This is a genomic window from Brevibacterium sp. LE-L (assembly GCF_050214925.1).
Lineage (GTDB): Bacteria > Actinomycetota > Actinomycetes > Actinomycetales > Brevibacteriaceae > Brevibacterium.
In genome coordinates this window covers 3,165,991-3,182,566 of sequence record NZ_CP189759.1, presented here as the reverse complement: position 1 = coordinate 3,182,566, position 16,576 = coordinate 3,165,991, and the positions used below count along the sequence as shown (strand labels likewise).

Annotated in this window: 10 protein-coding genes and 2 rRNA genes; 5 read left to right on the top strand and 7 right to left on the bottom strand. The window is 60.8% G+C overall.

The window, feature by feature from the left end:
* Positions 1 to 109: 109 nt before the first annotated feature.
* Both ACQE2J_RS14415 and ACQE2J_RS14410 read right to left on the bottom strand, forming a co-directional pair.
* On the bottom strand, positions 110 to 346 hold the full coding sequence (locus ACQE2J_RS14415; protein WP_135537096.1) for a CstA-like transporter-associated (seleno)protein: 237 nt from the start codon (positions 344 to 346) through the stop codon (positions 110 to 112).
* A complete protein-coding gene (locus tag ACQE2J_RS14410; RefSeq protein ID WP_135537095.1) occupies positions 343 to 2,565 on the bottom strand; it encodes a carbon starvation CstA family protein in 2,223 nt (740 codons plus the stop codon). Before ACQE2J_RS14410 ends, ACQE2J_RS14415 begins: the two co-directional genes overlap by 4 nt.
* A gap of 310 nt (positions 2,566 to 2,875) precedes the next feature.
* On the opposite strand from ACQE2J_RS14410, the gene trpS reads away from it, so the two are divergent.
* Complete coding sequence (gene trpS, locus ACQE2J_RS14405; protein WP_426936520.1) at positions 2,876 to 3,874, top strand: tryptophan--tRNA ligase; 999 nt, start codon at positions 2,876 to 2,878, stop codon at positions 3,872 to 3,874.
* Between the two features lie 2 nt (positions 3,875 to 3,876).
* Entirely contained in the window at positions 3,877 to 4,926 is a 1,050-nt protein-coding gene (locus tag ACQE2J_RS14400; protein ID WP_135537093.1) for an App1 family protein, read from the top strand.
* Positions 4,927 to 5,248: 322 nt separating this feature from the next.
* On the opposite strand, the gene ACQE2J_RS14395 is transcribed toward ACQE2J_RS14400, so the two are convergent.
* The 5 genes from ACQE2J_RS14395 to ACQE2J_RS14375 form a co-directional block, all read right to left on the bottom strand.
* Positions 5,249 to 6,220, bottom strand: a complete 972-nt coding sequence (locus ACQE2J_RS14395; RefSeq protein ID WP_426936519.1) for an NAD(P)H-dependent flavin oxidoreductase — start codon at positions 6,218 to 6,220, stop codon at positions 5,249 to 5,251.
* A 268-nt stretch (positions 6,221 to 6,488) separates the two neighbouring features.
* Entirely contained in the window at positions 6,489 to 7,265 is a 777-nt protein-coding gene (locus ACQE2J_RS14390; protein ID WP_135537091.1) for an enoyl-CoA hydratase, read from the bottom strand.
* On the bottom strand, positions 7,262 to 8,317 hold the full coding sequence (locus tag ACQE2J_RS14385) for an enoyl-CoA hydratase/isomerase family protein (RefSeq protein ID WP_135537090.1): 1,056 nt from the start codon (positions 8,315 to 8,317) through the stop codon (positions 7,262 to 7,264). The genes ACQE2J_RS14390 and ACQE2J_RS14385 overlap by 4 nt, the downstream gene beginning before the upstream one ends.
* A 1-nt stretch (position 8,318) precedes the next feature.
* Positions 8,319 to 9,485 carry an acyl-CoA dehydrogenase family protein gene (locus ACQE2J_RS14380; RefSeq protein ID WP_135537089.1) on the bottom strand — a complete coding sequence of 389 codons (1,167 nt, stop codon included), beginning with the start codon at positions 9,483 to 9,485 and terminating at the stop codon, positions 8,319 to 8,321.
* A 172-nt stretch (positions 9,486 to 9,657) separates the two neighbouring features.
* A complete protein-coding gene (locus ACQE2J_RS14375) occupies positions 9,658 to 10,173 on the bottom strand; it encodes a MarR family winged helix-turn-helix transcriptional regulator (RefSeq protein ID WP_135537088.1) in 516 nt (171 codons plus the stop codon).
* A gap of 52 nt (positions 10,174 to 10,225) precedes the next feature.
* Here ACQE2J_RS14375 and ACQE2J_RS14370 point away from each other — a divergent pair, with 52 nt between their 5' ends.
* The 3 genes from ACQE2J_RS14370 (at position 10,226) to ACQE2J_RS14360 (ending at position 16,570) form a co-directional block, all read left to right on the top strand.
* Positions 10,226 to 10,900, top strand: coding sequence for an SOS response-associated peptidase (locus ACQE2J_RS14370; protein WP_240689506.1), 675 nt, complete (start codon positions 10,226 to 10,228; stop codon positions 10,898 to 10,900).
* 598 nt (positions 10,901 to 11,498) lie between these two features.
* Positions 11,499 to 13,024: ribosomal RNA gene (locus ACQE2J_RS14365) — 16S ribosomal RNA — on the top strand.
* Positions 13,025 to 13,449: 425 nt separating this feature from the next.
* Positions 13,450 to 16,570, top strand: a 23S ribosomal RNA gene (locus tag ACQE2J_RS14360).
* Together the 16S and 23S rRNA genes form the textbook arrangement of a ribosomal RNA operon.
* Positions 16,571 to 16,576: the final 6 nt, after the last annotated feature.

Here is a 16,576-nt window from a genome sequence, read left to right as displayed (position 1 = left end):
GAAGCCCGGGTGCGCACGACTGCTCGTCGTCCGCACCCGGGCTTCTCATCCACTGAGTTCGCCGATCACCAGTCCCAGCTGTCTGTGCTGGGCCTGCCGATCAACAGCGTCAGCAGCAGCGGGCCTTCGGGTTGCGGTCCTGCTCATCGGTGAGATCGCGCCAGAACGCTTTCTCTTCCATCGCCCCTTCGCGCGTTCCGTGACGCCGTTCGTAGGATTCGAGGTAGTGGAGGTAGGCGTTCTCGCCCATGATCTCCTTGAGATACCAGTGCAGCCACGCACCACCTCGGCGCAGGGCTCCCCACGGGTCACGTGCGATGCGGCCGAGCGGATGTGCGGTGCTCATTGTCTCTGCCTTCCTGCGCGGTGGTCGTCCCACTGGGTCTGCAGCTCACGCTCGGGTTTGCGGGCGATGAGCCCGGACGGGGCGAACAGCTTCGTCTCGACGAAGGGCTCTTCCGAGGTCGGAAGCGCACCCTTCTGCAGAGCCTGGATGGACTTCCAGACTGCCATGATGACGACCATGGCGACAAGGAGTGCGAAGACGATGGACAGCGTTCCCTGGACGAAGGTGTTGCGCACGACCGCGCTCATCGCTTCGACGCCCTCGGTGTTGCCCAGCGAAGTCTCTCCCGATGCCAGAGCATCCTTGTAGGCGAAGTGCTGCGCCCAGTAGCCGAGCTTGGGATCGGAGGAGAAGATCTTCTGCCACGAGGCGGCCATCGTGACCACGAGATCCCAGACGAGTGGGATGCCGGGGATCCACGCCCACTTGGCCAAGCCCATCTTGCACACGATCGCGAACACGACGGCCAACGCGATCGCGGCCAGCAGCTGATTCGAGATGCCGAACAGCGGGAACAGGGTATTGATGCCGCCGAGGGGGTCGGTGACACCCATGAGCAGGATCGATCCCCAGGCGGCGACCATGATGGCGGTTGTCAGCCAGGCGCCCGGCGTCCACGAGGGATCCCGGAATCGCTTGGACAAGTTGCCGAGCGCATCGGAGAGCATGAAACGAGCAACGCGGGTTCCGGCATCGATCGTGGTGAGGATGAACAGAGCCTCGAACATCACAGCGAAGTGGTACCAGAAGGACATCCAGGCGGGCCCGCCGAAGACGTTGTGGAGGATGTGTGCCATCCCCATGGCGAGCGTCGGCGCACCGCCGGTACGGGAGATGATGCTCTCCTCACCGACATCCTTGGCCGCCTGTTCAAGCAGTTCGGGGCTCGTCTCGACTCCGGACATGCCCAGGGAATTGTTGATGAAGTCTGCCGCTCCCTGCGCCGTTCCGCCGGTCAGCGGTTCGGCAGCGTTCATCGCGAAGTAGAGACCTTTGTCGAGACAGATCGCAGCGACGAGCGCCATGATTGCGACGAAGGACTCCATGAGCATGCCGCCGTAGCCGATGAGCCGCGCCTGGGTCTCCTTCTCGATGAGCTTCGGGGTGGTGCCGGAGGAGATGAGGGCGTGGAAGCCCGACAACGCTCCACACGCGATCGTGATGAACAGGAAGGGGAACAGAGCACCGGCGAACGCCGGACCCTCGGAGTTGAACGCGAACTCGGTCAGAGCCGGCATCTGCACGGTCGGGTTGACGATGAGGATGCCCACAGCCAGGAGCACGATGGTGCCGATCTTCATGAATGTCGACAGGTAGTCACGCGGTGCCAGCAGCACCCACACCGGCAGCACAGCGGCGAGGAAGCCGTAGATCATCAGGCACCAAGCCAGGGTCACCTTGTCGAGGTGGAAGACCTCCGACCAGAAGGGTGAGCTGTGGACCCAGCCGCCGGCGATGATCGCGATGACGAGCAGCACGATGCCGATGACCGAGACCTCGATGACCTTGCCGGGACGCAGGTAGCGCATGTAGATGCCCATGAACACGGCGATCGGGATGGTCATGGCGATGGAGAACACGCCCCAGGGGCTCTCGGCGAGGGCATTGATGATGACGACGCCGAGGACTGCGATGAGGATGACCATGATGAGGATGATGCCGATGGAGGCGATGATGCCGCCGGTGCGACCGAGCTCATCGCGGGTCATCTGTCCCAGGGAGCGGCCGTTGCGGCGCATCGAGAAGAACAGCACCATGTAGTCCTGGACGCCGCCGGCGAGGATGACGCCGAAGACGATCCACAGCGTTCCGGGCAGGTACCCCATCTGGGCGGCGAGGATCGGTCCGACCAGAGGGCCGGCACCGGAGATCGCAGCGAAGTGGTGTCCGAACAGGACCCGACGGTCGGTGGGCGCGAAGTCACGGCCGTTGTCGTTGAGCTCTGCCGGAGTGGCCCGCTTCGGGTCAGGGCGGCAGATCTTCCATTCGATGAGCTTCGCGTAGAAGCGGAAGCCGATGAGATAGCTGCCGACGGCGGCGGCGACGAACCAGCTCGCCGACAGCTCCTCGCCGCGCACGAAGGCGATCATCGACCAGCCTGCGCCGGCGATGAGGGCAATAGCCACCCAGAGCACGATCTTCGCCGGTGTCCAGCGTGGCTTCTCGACCACGGCGACCGGCGGAAGGTCATCCTCGGTCTTGACGTATTCGACCGACATGGTCCTCCTCCTTGAGAGTGATGCTTTGGCATCGTTGTGTTGATCGCACAGTCATTCCCGCGCTGGACCCCGACCGTTGAGATGATCGGAAGGTGTGAGACACCTTGGGAAGTCATGTGATCTGCAAGGTCACTATACCGTCGGACTGTGCCGTTTCGTGTCGGCGGTCACGTTGAGATTCCGGTCGTTCCGAACCGGTCCGCGTGATCCGCTCCGTCTCCGGACAAGGGGCGCCCTCGAGCGCGGGCTCGCCGTTTCGGATGAGGGACCAAGGTGCGGACCGGGACGGCGAAGGTGGCATCATGGGACTATGACGATCTCTTCACAGCCGCGCACGGTCTCGGGTATCCAAGCCACCTCCGATTCTCTTCACCTCGGAAACTACATCGGAGCCCTGCAGCAGTTCGTGACACACCAGGTGTCGCACGACGCCTTCTACTTCATCGCGAACATGCACGCGATCACCACCGAACAGGATCCGGCCGATCTGCGGGAGCGGACGCTGCGCACCGCCGCCCAATTCATAGCCGCTGGCATCGATCCGGAGAAGTCGACGATCTTCGTCCAGTCGCAGGTGCCGGCCCATCCGCAGCTGTCGTGGGTCCTCGAATGCACGACCTCGATGGGGGAGGCGAGCCGGATGACCCAGTTCAAGGACAAGTCGACGAAGCAGCAGCATGTGTCCCTGGGCCTGCTCACCTATCCGGCGCTCATGGCCGCGGATATCCTGCTCTACAACCCGCAGCTCGTCCCCGTCGGTGAGGACCAGAGGCAGCACCTCGAGCTGACCCGCAACCTCGCCGAACGCTTCAACTACCGGTTCGGCGAGACCTTCACCGTCCCCAACGCGCAGATCCTCAAGGCGACTGCGAAGATCTATGATCTGCAGAACCCGGGCGCGAAGATGTCGAAGTCCCAGCCGAGCCCGCAGGGCCGCATCGACCTCCTCGACGATGCGAAGGCGCTGACGAAGAAGATCAAATCCGCCGTGACCGACGACGGCACCACGATCGCCTTCGACCCGGAGAACAAACCCGGCGTTTCGAATCTGCTGACCATCTACTCCTCCCTGACCTCCCGTCCGGTCGACGACATCGTCGCCGAGTATGAGGGCAAGATGTACGGACACCTCAAGGTCGACCTCGCCGAGGTGGCCGTGGAGACGCTCACACCGGTGCGGGAACGTACGCTCGAGCTGCTCGAGGACCGGGCTCAGCTACAGACCATCCTCGACCGTGGGGCGGAGAAGGCGAGCACCATCGCCGAGGTGACCCTGCGCGAGGTCTACGACAAGATCGGCTTCATCTGATCGTGGCGAAGAAGAAGCCCGAGGAGGGTCCGCTCAACCTCACCCCCGACATGCTCCACACCGCTGCGCGAGTGGAGGATCGTTTCAACGGGTGGATCCAGAATCGGGCCACCGACCACAGCTACCAGCGCACGGTCATCGCCTACGACACGTACGGCGGCACCGGCTGGGTGCGCGTCCTCGGACGCCTCGTGCTCACGCCCAACGGGCAGCCGGCTGCCGACGTCCATGCCAGCATCCGCGGCTGGAAGTCCTTCGTCAGCGTCCCCCTGGCCAATGACACGGCGTGGGTGCGGGTCAACGACGAAGAGCACATGGTCACCTCGGACCGAGGCGGCATCATCGACACCGTGATCCCCGGCGATTTCGAACCGGGGGAGACGGAGATCGAACTGTGGACCGACGGTTCCCTCGTCGACTCCGCGGCCGTGCGGATCATCGGCGAAGACTCGACGTTCGGCATCATCTCCGATATCGATGACACCGTCATGGTCACCTCGCTGCCGCGTCCCTTCCTCGCCGCGTGGAACACCTTCGTGCTCAGCGAGCATGCTCGCTCGCCTGTTGCCGGCATGGCTGTCCTCTACGACCGGATCACGTTCATGCGTCCGGCCACTCCGATGATCTACCTGTCGACGGGGGCCTGGAACTCGGCGCTGACGATCAAACGCTTCCTCTCCCGCAACCTCTATCCGATGGGTCCTCTGCTGCTCACAGACTGGGGTCCGACGACGACGCGGGTGTTCCGGTCGGGCAAGGAGCACAAGCGCAATACACTCGAACGCCTGTCCCGGGAGTTCCCGTGGATGAAATGGCTGCTCATCGGCGACGACGGGCAGAAGGACGAAGAAGTGTATGGAGAGTTCGTCGAGAACCATCCGGAGAATGTCGCCGCCGTGGCCATCCGCCAGCTCACCGTCGGTGAGGCCGTATGGGCGGGCGGCCGCTCGAAGCGGCACGGTCGCGGCCAGGGCGTACCGTGGATCTATGCTCCGGACGGGGCAGGGCTGGCCTCCCGCCTGACCGAGCGCGGGATCATCTCGACGATCTGATCGACATGACTCGTTGTTGTTTTGAATCGTGTTGAGTTCTGGTCTTCGGAGGTGAGGTTCTGATAGCTGCGTTCCGGCCGCAGAATTGGCGGCAGCCTTCGAGCTAGACGGTCGTGAATCTTGAGAAGACTCTGGTGACGATCGAGAAACGCACGGCGGGCTCAACTGTTGGTTGAGCCCGCCGTGTTCTGCGTCTGTGGACTGATCGGAGCGGATTCCGGCACGCTCGGCGCGTCAGTCTGAACCCGAACCCGCAATGACGAAGCCCTCCCTGCAGGTCCGCGGCGATGGGGTCTGCAGGGAGGGTACATGGTCGGTCGGTTCAGCTCAGCTTGCTCTGCAGGTCCTGCTTCGCAGCCTCGAACTGGGCAGCGAAGGTCTCGACGAGCTCCGCGGTCGTCTGCTGGGTTCCGAGCGCCCCGATGCCCTGCCCGGAGCCCCAGATGTCGCGCCAGGCCTTGGCATCCGAATCCGGATCGGAACCGAAGTCCATCTTCGTCGGATCGGATTCGGGAAGATTGTCCGGGTCGAGGCCGGAGGCGACGATCGAGCCGCGCAGGTAGTTGCCCTTGACCCCGGTGAAGTAGTTCGAGTAGACGACGTCCTCGGCCGCTGATTCGACGATCATCTTCCGGTAGTCCTCGACGACATTGGCCTCGGGCGTGGACAGGAATGCCGATCCGATATAGGCGAAGTCCGCTCCGGCCGCCAGTGCCGCCAGGATCGAACGGCCGTGGGCGATGGCGCCCGAGAGCAGCAGAGGACCGTCGAACCAGGACCGGATCTCCTGGACCAGCGCGAAGGGAGAGAGCGCTCCGGCGTGCCCGCCGGCGCCGGCCGCAACCGCGATGACGCCGTCGACGCCCTTCTCGACGGCTTTGTGGGCGAATTTGTTGTTGATGACGTCGTGGAGGACGATGCCGCCGTAGGAATGGACGGCCTCATTGACCTCTTCCCGGGCACCCAGCGAGGTGATCACGATCGGCACCTGGTGGCGGACCACCTCGGCGAGGTCGGCCTCGAGACGATTGTTCGACCGATGGACGATGAGGTTGACCGCGAAAGGTGCGGCCGGACGGTCGGGATTGGCCGAGGTGTGGGCCGCGTTCGATTCTGTGATCTCGTCGAGCCAATCGGTGAGCATCGCTGCCGGACGGGCGTTGAGGGTGGGGAAGGCTCCGACGATGCCGGCCTGGCACTGGGCCTTGACCAGTTCGGGCCCGGAGGCGATGAACATGGGGGAGCCGATGGCAGGCAGGCGCAGCTGGGAACACAGATCGGTGAGTGAGGTCATGGTGCCTCCTTGAGTGGTTGAATGCATATCCTCACTTTAACTGAACGATTGTTAAATGCGATACAGGGCACATCTGTCCTCACTCGACGGCACAGAGATGTCCCGAAAGCGCCCGCCCCAGAAGGCCGAGGTGGTGTCGAAATCGATCGCCGAGGGCACGTGGAACCCGTCTCGCCGAGGTGGCGCACCGTGCCGTCGACGGGGCGCGGAGACGACGATGGCGCAGACCCCGGAAGAGTCTGCGCCATGACAGTCGGGCTCGTGAAGCTCAGGAATCCGTGAAGTTCGGGTCCCGCTTCTCGACGAAGGCGGCCATGCCCTCGGACTGGTCGTTCGTGGCCAGGGAGGAGTGGAAGAGCCGGCGCTCGTAGCGCAGTCCCTGCTCGAGCGTCGTCTCGAAAGCGGTGTTCACCGCTTCTTTGACCATCGCCGAGGCGATGCGGGACTTCGACGCGATCGTCTGCGCGATCTCATTGGCCGTGGTCAGCAGCTCTTCGGGCTCGACAACGCGAGCGACGAGACCGGAACGCTCGGCCTCCTCGGCGCCCATCATCCGACCGGTCAGGCACATGTCCATCGATTTGGCCTTGCCGACGGCGCGGGTCAGACGCTGGGATCCGCCCATGCCCGGCAGCACGCCGAGGTTGATCTCGGGCTGACCGAACTTCGCCTTCGTCGAGGCGATGAGGATGTCGCCCATCATCGCCAGTTCGCAGCCGCCGCCGAGGGCATAGCCGCCGACGGCGGTGATGACCGGCTTGCGCACATCGGTCAGTCGCGTCCAGCCGGCGAACCAGTCGGCCTTGTACGCGGTGGAGAAGTCGAGGCTCGACATCTCCTTGATGTCGGCTCCGGCGGCGAAGGCCTTCTCGCTGCCGGTGATGATGATCGCTTTGACGGCGTCGTCGGAGTCGAATGCGGTGGCGGCCTCGGTGATGTCCGTGAGCACCTGCAGGTTGAGTGCATTCAGCGCTTTGGGCCGGTTGATGGTGATGGTGGCGACACCGTCGGTGACATCGGTGAGGATGGTTTCGAAATCGTTCATGAGAACACCTTCTCTGCGTGATCGGTGGTGAGGATGGACTGGACCTGTGCGTCGCTGACTTCGGCCAGGGAAGCCGGGCTCCATTTCGGGTTCCGGTCCTTGTCGATGACCTGGGCGCGGATGCCCTCCTTGAGGTCGGGCAGCTCGGTCAGGGTCACGGCCACCCGGTAGTCCTGCTCCAGGACCTCTGCCAGCGTCATCGTCTCCGCATTGCGGACGGCGGCCAAGGTCACCTTCACCGAGGTGGGGGCCTTGGTTGCGATGAGCTCTGCGGCGGCCTGTGCGTCGGGGTTCTCGTGTGCGGCGAGAGCCGCGACGATGGCTTCGGCCTCATCGCCGGCGTAGCATTCGTTGATCCAGTCGGCTGCCTCGGCGAGTTCATCGGCCGGCGCTTCAGCGGTGTACTTGCCGATGACGGTGTCGAGGTCGCCCCCTGCGGTGAGATCGGCGATGAGGTCGGGGATCTGCGCGTCGGGAACGTAGTGGTCGGCCAGTCCCAGGGCGATCGCCGAACCGGCGCCGACGGGCTGTCCGGTCAGCGCTAGATGGGTGCCGAGCTCTCCCGGAGCGTTGGCGAGAAGATGCGTGCCGCCGACATCGGGGAAGAGTCCGATTCCGGTTTCGGGCATGCCGACCTTCGTCGAATCGGTGACGATGCGGTGCGAACCGTGACCGGAGATGCCGACCCCGCCGCCCATCGTGATGCCGTTCATGATCACGACATAGGGTTTGGGGAATTCGGAGATCGCGAAGTTCATCTTGTATTCGCGGTTCCAGAACTTCGCGTTCTCGTCGCTGCCGGCCACGATGTCGTTGTATACGGCCTTGATGTCTCCGCCGGCGCACAGTCCGCGTTCGCCGCGTCCGGTGACGAGGACGAGGGAGACCGTGTCGTCATCGCGCCAGGCTTGGAGCGCGTCATCGATGCGTGTGACCATGTCCTGGCTGAGCGCATTGATCAGCTTCGGTCGGTTGAGTTCGATGCGGCCCACCCCATTGGACACCGAGGTGATGACGGAATCGTCCGCCTGCTCTGTCGAAGGTTCTGTCATATCAGCCCACTCCTGTGCTCTTGCGCGAGATGATCACGCGCATGATTTCGTTGGTGCCTTCCAGAATCTGGTGGACGCGCAGGTCACGCACCAGCTTCTCAATTCCATACTCTGTCAGATAGCCGTAGCCGCCGTGCAACTGCAGTGCCCTGTTCGCGACTTCGAAGCCGGTGTCGGTGGCTTTGAGTTTCGCCATGGCGGACAGGAGGGAGGTGTTGGCATCGCCTGCATCGTAGGCGTTGGCCGCGCGCCACAGGAGGGAGCGTGCCCCTTCCAGATCGGCCTGCATCTGAGCGACTTCGAAGCGCAGCGCCTGGAATCCCGAGAGCTCGGTGCCGAAAGCCTGACGCTCACCCATGTAGGCGATGGCCTTCTCGAGTGCGGCCTGTCCGCCGCCGAGCGAGCAGGCACCGATATTCAGGCGTCCGCCGTCGAGGCCGGACATAGCGATCTTGAAGCCCTGACCCGGTTCGCCGAGCATGTTCTCCTTGGGCACTCGGACGTTTTCCATGATCACCTGACGAGTCGGCTGCGCGCGCCAGCCCATCTTCTGCTCGTTGGGGCCGAAGCTCAGTCCCTCCATGTCCTTCTCGAGGATGAAGGCGGAGATTCCACGAGCCCCTTCCTGACCGCTGCGGGCCATGACGAGGTAGGTTTCGGAGGTGCCGGCGCCGGAGATGAACTGCTTGGCACCGTTGAGGACGTAGTGGTCGCCGTCTTCGCGGGCGGAGGTGCGCAGGGCCGCGGCATCGGAGCCGGCGTTGGGTTCGGTCAGGCAGTAGCTGCCGAGGTGCTCCATGGAGACGAGGGGAGCGAGGTACTTGGCCTTCTGCTCGTCGTTGCCGAACTGGTCGATCATCCACGCGACCATGTTGTGGATGGAGATGTAGGCGGCCACGGACGGGCACCCGGTCGACATCGCTTCGAAGATCAGCGCCGCGTCCATCCGTCCCATTCCGGTTCCGCCGGCTTCTTCGCTGACGTAGATTCCGCCCATCCCGAGGTCAGCAGACTTCTTGATGACGTCGACGGGGAAGAAGTGATCGGCGTCCCATTCGAGGGCGTGCGGAGCGATCTCGGTATCGGCGAACTCGCGGACCATCCCGGAGACGGTCTGCTGTTCGTCGGTGAGACCGAAGGGGAGTGCAGCGGCTGTACTGTGGGACATGATTCCTCCAGTGGTCGGACAGGTTTGTGGTGATGGGCACCACGATACGTCCAAATTACTTGGACATCCAACTAATTTCGCCGAGGTGACCCTGGACAGGGTCGGGCAGAAGAGGTGACCGGCCGTGGCCGGGTGCAGGTCGGACCGGGACAGGTCGAGTCCGGATCCGAGGTCAGCTTCGGTTCTCGAGTCCTGAACGCAGGCTCTTCAGATGAGGCAGGAGCGAGTCGAGGTCGCTCCCGGCGAAGTCGGGGGAGGCGAAGACTTCGACGTTGAGGGCCGCGGTTGCCTGGGCGGCGAGCTCCCGGCCCGCCTCGGTGAGGTCGACCAGTGTCGTGCGGCGGTCATCGGGATGGCTGCGTCTGGCCACGAGGCCGGCTTTCTCGAGACGGTCGACCGAGTTCGTCGTCGACGTCGCATGCACCTGCATGCGCGCCGAGATCTTCGACATCGGCAGTGTTCCGGCTCGAGTGAAGGACAGGAGAGCGAGGACTTCGTAGCGGGAGAAGGTGAGTGCGAAGGGTTTGAGCGCGGCGTCGACCCGGGCGAGGAACAGCTGGTGGATCCTCATCACCGAGATCACCGTCGTCATGCCGTCGGCGGCATCGTGCCACCCGTGGGCCAGCCATTGCCGACGGGACTCTTCGATCGGGTCGAGTCTGCTGCCTGTATTCTCTTCTGCCGCCATTGTCGACAGTGTAGTGAAGTGAGAAGATGGGCGCATGTGCGGTCGACTCAATATGTCCCTCGATCCGGCTGATCTCGCCGACGAGCTGCGGTTGGACGTTGTGTCCTATGACTTCACCCCGCGCTACAACGTACCCCCGGGGGCCTTCGTGCCGATCGTCGTCGAACGCCTCGATGAGGAGGGGCAGCTGCACCGCCGTCTCGAAACGGCTTCATGGGGCTTGGTTCCCGGCTGGGCCAAGGACGTGAAGATCGGCTTCAAGGCCTTCAATGCTCGTTCGGAGACCGTGCTCGACAAGCCGATGTTCCGCCAGGCGATCAGGCGCCGTCGCTGTGCGCTGCCGATCCCGGGCTATTACGAGTGGGAGACCACCGAGGACGGCAAACAGCCGTGGATGATGAGCGCCGCCGGCGAGGATCCTCTGTTCATGGCGGGACTCTTCGAGTTCTGGAAGCAGCCTGACCAGACGTGGTTGGTCTCGACGACGATCCTCACGATGGAGTCGGCCGGACATCTCAGTGATGTCCACCACCGGATGCCGGTCTTCCTCGGCCGCGATCAGATCGATGACTGGATCGATCCCGGCGTTCTCAGCAGCGCGGTCCCGAACCTGCTGAGCGCAACTCTTGATCAGGTGGACCCGGCGAGCGTGACCCGGCACAAGGTCGGCAAGGCCGTCGGCAATGTCCGCAATGACTCCCCGGAACTCGTTCAGCCGGTCGCCTGAGGCCGTAGCCGCCGACGATCCGAGTCGGTGAGCGCTCGGCGTCTGAGCGCGGAGGATTCGGCTCGGACTCGGCGCCGGCGACACCGGTCTGGAGGCGCTGAGCGAGGCCGTTTTGCACACGGTCGAAGATGTGTGTAATGTTGATCCAGCTGCCGGGCCGCAAGGAACAGCAGCAGTCGCTCTCACCGGGAGTGATTCGGGTGAAACGAAGATGAACTTCGAGTTGCACGGATCCGAACAACCAGGTAGAGTAGACATCCGCTGGCACAGCGAATCGCAAGATGAAAAGTGCAAACAGAAACTGATGCCCCCAGTGAACACGCCCTTTTTGTTGGGTTGTGGTGATGGGTGAGTGTTTGTGGTTTGAGAATCCAATAGCGTGTTTGTTTGAACAAGTTGTGATGCCAGAAACATTATTTTTCTGGTGAGACAATCACACGGTCGAACAGTCTGGTTCGCCTCCTTGAGGTGGGTGGTTCTTTGTTGAATCGTTCACTGTGGTGGCGGTTGGGGTGTTTGATCGTATTTTTTGAAGCCGGCTGGTCACCCCGTGACTGGTTTGGCTGTCTTGCTGGGATTCATACTGCAACATAATTTTTTTATGGAGAGTTTGATCCTGGCTCAGGACGAACGCTGGCTGCGTGCTTAACACATGCAAGTCGAACGCTGAAGCCGGGTGCTTGCACCTGGTGGATGAGTGGCGAACGGGTGAGTAACACGTGAGTAACCTGCCCCTGATTTCGGGATAAGCCTGGGAAACTGGGTCTAATACCGGATATGACCGTTCCACGCATGTGGGATGGTGGAAAGTTTTTCGATCGGGGATGGGCTCGCGGCCTATCAGCTTGTTGGTGGGGTAATGGCCTACCAAGGCGACGACGGGTAGCCGGCCTGAGAGGGCGACCGGCCACACTGGGACTGAGACACGGCCCAGACTCCTACGGGAGGCAGCAGTGGGGAATATTGCACAATGGGGGAAACCCTGATGCAGCGACGCAGCGTGCGGGATGACGGCCTTCGGGTTGTAAACCGCTTTCAGCAGGGAAGAAGCGAAAGTGACGGTACCTGCAGAAGAAGTACCGGCTAACTACGTGCCAGCAGCCGCGGTAATACGTAGGGTACGAGCGTTGTCCGGAATTATTGGGCGTAAAGAGCTCGTAGGTGGTTGGTCACGTCTGCTGTGGAAACGCAACGCTTAACGTTGCGCGGGCAGTGGGTACGGGCTGACTAGAGTGCAGTAGGGGAGTCTGGAATTCCTGGTGTAGCGGTGAAATGCGCAGATATCAGGAGGAACACCGGTGGCGAAGGCGGGACTCTGGGCTGTAACTGACACTGAGGAGCGAAAGCATGGGGAGCGAACAGGATTAGATACCCTGGTAGTCCATGCCGTAAACGTTGGGCACTAGGTGTGGGGGACATTCCACGTTCTCCGCGCCGTAGCTAACGCATTAAGTGCCCCGCCTGGGGAGTACGGTCGCAAGGCTAAAACTCAAAGGAATTGACGGGGGCCCGCACAAGCGGCGGAGCATGCGGATTAATTCGATGCAACGCGAAGAACCTTACCAAGGCTTGACATACACTGGACCGTTCTGGAAACAGTTCTTCTCTTTGGAGCTGGTGTACAGGTGGTGCATGGTTGTCGTCAGCTCGTGTCGTGAGATGTTGGGTTAAGTCCCGCAACGAGCGCAACCCTCGTTCTATGTTGCCAGCACGTGATGGTGGGAACTCATAGGAGACTGCCGGGGTCAACTCGGAGGAAGGTGGGGATGACGTCAAATCATCATGCCCTTTATGTCTTGGGCTTCACGCATGCTACAATGGCTGGTACAGAGAGAGGCGAGCCCGTGAGGGTGAGCGAATCCCTTAAAGCCAGTCTCAGTTCGGATCGTAGTCTGCAATTCGACTACGTGAAGTCGGAGTCGCTAGTAATCGCAGATCAGCAACGCTGCGGTGAATACGTTCCCGGGCCTTGTACACACCGCCCGTCAAGTCACGAAAGTCGGTAACACCCGAAGCCGGTGGCCCAACCCTTTTGGGAGGGGGCCGTCTAAGGTGGGACTGGCAATTGGGACTAAGTCGTAACAAGGTAGCCGTACCGGAAGGTGCGGCTGGATCACCTCCTTTCTAAGGAGCACACATTCAGATCCCCACCGTCAGGAACCGTTCGTGTTCCTGGGTGGGTTGCTCATGGGTGGAACATCACAACTTTCGCTCGTCCACTCAGCGTTGTCGGGGTGAGTGCCTCGTCGATGTATGGGTATGAGGATGGGCTAGAACAGGCACGTTATTGGGTCCTGGAATCACAAACCCCGACAGTGGTTGGGTGTGGTTTCAACCAGCAGGACCGACCCGCTTCACGGGCAGCCACGGCAGTGGTCTGGTTTGTGGGTGGTGTTTGGTAGTGGTTTGAGAATCGTATAGTGGACGCGAGCATCAATGCTGCAGCCCTTGTGGGGTTGTGGTGTTATGTAATGTGATTTTTCTTGTCATCATCTTGTGTGATTGAAAGACAATATTTCGCGTACACGCCGCCAACCCTTTTGGGGGTGTGGTGAGTGTGTAAGAGCGCATGGTGGATGCCTTGGCATCAGGAGCCGATGAAGGACGTGGAAATCTGCGATAAGCCTCGGGGAGCCGATAAACGGGCGTTGATCCGAGGATGTCCGAATGGGGAAACCCCGCTGCCTGTGAGGGTAGTGACCCGTGCCTGAATATATAGGGTACGTGGGGGGAACGCGGGGAAGTGAAACATCTCAGTACCCGCAGGAAGAGAAAATAACAATGATTCCGGGAGTAGTGGCGAGCGAAACTGGATGAGCCTAAACCGTGTGCGTGTCAAGCGTGCTGGTGTTGCGTGCACGGTGTTGTGGGGTATGTACGGTCTGGTCCAGCATGGCCAGTCTGTGTTGGTGTTGGTGTAGTCGAACCTGGTGGGAAACAGGACCGGAGTGGGTGAGAGTCCCGTAGACGAAACAGTGACGCCGGCGTAGTGTGCGTGTGCCCGAGTAGCACGGAACTCGTGGAATTTCGTGTGAATCTGCCAGGACCACCTGGTAAGGCTAAATACTTCCTGATGACCGATAGCGGATAAGTACCGTGAGGGAATGGTGAAAAGTACCCCGGGAGGGGAGTGAAAGAGTACCTGAAACCATGTGCTTACAATCCGTCAGAGCAGTATCTAGATGACTGTGATGGCGTGCCTTTTGAAGAATGAGCCTGCGAGTTAGCGGTGCGTGGCGAGGTTAACCCGTGTGGGGTAGCCGTAGCGAAAGCGAGTCCGAACAGGGCGTTGTCAGTCGCGTGTCCTAGACCCGAAGCGGAGTGATCTAGCCATGGGCAGGGTGAAGCGTGTGTAAGAGCGCGTGGAGGCCCGCACCCACTTCAGTTGAAAATGGAGGGGATGACCTGTGGTTAGGGGTGAAAGGCCAATCAAACTCTGTGATAGCTGGTTCTCCCCGAAATGCATTTAGGTGCAGCGTTGCGTGGTTCTTGCTGGAGGTAGAGCTACTGGATGGCTGATGGGCCCCACCGGGTTACTGACGTCAACTAAACTCCGAATGCCAGTCAAGGTTCAGCGTGGCAGTGAGACAGTGGGGGATAAGCTTCATTGTCGAGAGGGAAACAGCCCAGACCATCAACTAAGGCCCCTAAGCGTGTGCTCAGTGGGAAAGGATGTTCAGTTGCGAAGACAACCAGGAGGTTGGCTTAGAAGCAGCCACCCTTGAAAGAGTGCGTAATAGCTCACTGGTCAAGTGATTGAGCGCCGATAATGTAGCGGGGCTAAGTACACCGCCGAAGTTGTGGCAGCACCACGTGTATCCGTAATGGTGTGGTGTTGGGTAGGGGAGCGTCGAGTCGCTGGTGAAGCTGCCGTGTGAACGAGTGGTGGAAGCGGTTCGAGTGAGAATGCAGGCATGAGTAGCGAAAGACGGGTGAGAAACCCGTCCACCGGATGACCAAGGGTTCCAGGGCTAGGCTAATCCGCCCTGGGTAAGTCGGGACCTAAGGCGAGGCCGACAGGCGTAGTCGATGGACAACCAGTTGATATTCTGGTACCGACACACAACCGACAGTACCAAAACACATGAAACTAACCATGTCCCTCGCCCTCTCGTACTTCGGTAGGAGGGTTTGGCGAGGTATGTGGGACCTGAGTGTGGAGTCGGTAAGCGTGTGGTGTGACGCAGAAAGGTAGCCAGGCCGTGCGATGGTAGTCACGGTCTAAGGTTGTAGCACGCGGGGGTAGGTAAATCCGTCCCCGCTTTGTGTGTGAGAGCTGATGGGCGCCCCACTGTGGTGGGGTGATCTGGTGATCCTCTGCTGCCGAGAAAAGCATCGACGTGAGGGTGTGTGTTGCCCGTACCCTATAACCGACACAGGTGGTCGAGTAGAGAATACTAAGGTGATCGAGAGAATCGTGGTTAAGGAACTCGGCAAAATGCCCCCGTAACTTCGGGAGAAGGGGGACCATCCTGGTGAACCGCACTTGCTGCGGGATGTGCTGGTGGTGGTCGCAGAGGCCAGAGAGAAGCGACTGTTTATTAAAAACACAGGTCCGTGCGAAGATGTAAGTCGATGTATACGGACTGACGCCTGCCCGGTGCTGGAAGGTTAAGAGGACTCGTTAACAGGTTACTGTGAAGCGGAGAATTTAAGCCCCAGTAAACGGCGGTGGTAACTATAACCATCCTAAGGTAGCGAAATTCCTTGTCGGGTAAGTTCCGACCTGCACGAATGGCGTAACGACTTCTCTGCTGTCTCAACCACGAACTCGGCGAAATTGCATTACGAGTAAAGATGCTCGTTACGCGCAGCAGGACGGAAAGACCCCGAGACCTTCACTATAGTTTGGTATTGGTGTTCGGTGTGGTTTGTGTAGGATAGGTGGGAGACTATGAGGCTTGGTCGCTAGATCAGGTGGAGTCGATCGGTGAAATACCACTCTGACCATAGTGGATTCCTTAACTTCGGACCCTGATCGGGTTCAGGGACAGTGCCTGATGGGTAGTTTAACTGGGGCGGTTGCCTCCTAAAGAGTAACGGAGGCGCCCAAAGGTTCCCTCAGCCTGGTTGGCAATCAGGTGTCGAGTGTAAGTGCACAAGGGAGCTTGACTGTGAGACGGACGTGTCGAGCAGGAGCGAAAGCTGGGACTAGTGACCCGGCCATGGCTTGTGGAAGCGTGGTCGCTCAACGGATAAAAGGTACCTCGGGGATAACAGGCTGATCTTGCCCAAGAGTCCATATCGACGGCATGGTTTGGCACCTCGATGTCGGCTCGTCGCATCCTGGGGCTGGAGTCGGTCCCAAGGGTTGGGCTGTTCGCCCATTAAAGCGGTACGCGAGCTGGGTTTAGAACGTCGTGAGACAGTTCGGTCCCTATCCGCTGCGTGCGTAGGAAATTTGTGGAGGTCTGTCCTTAGTACGAGAGGACCGGGACGGACGAACCTCTGGTGTGCCAGTTGTTCCGCCAGGAGCATGGCTGGTTGGCTACGTTCGGGATGGATAACCGCTGAAAGCATCTAAGCGGGAAGCCTGCTCCGAGATGAGATTTCCATCCATACATTTTGTGTGGGAGAGGTGTCCTATAGATGATGGGGTTGATAGGCCGGGTATGGAAGCACTGTGAGGTGTGGAGTTGACTGGTACTAATACACCGATCACTCATTAACTCTTTT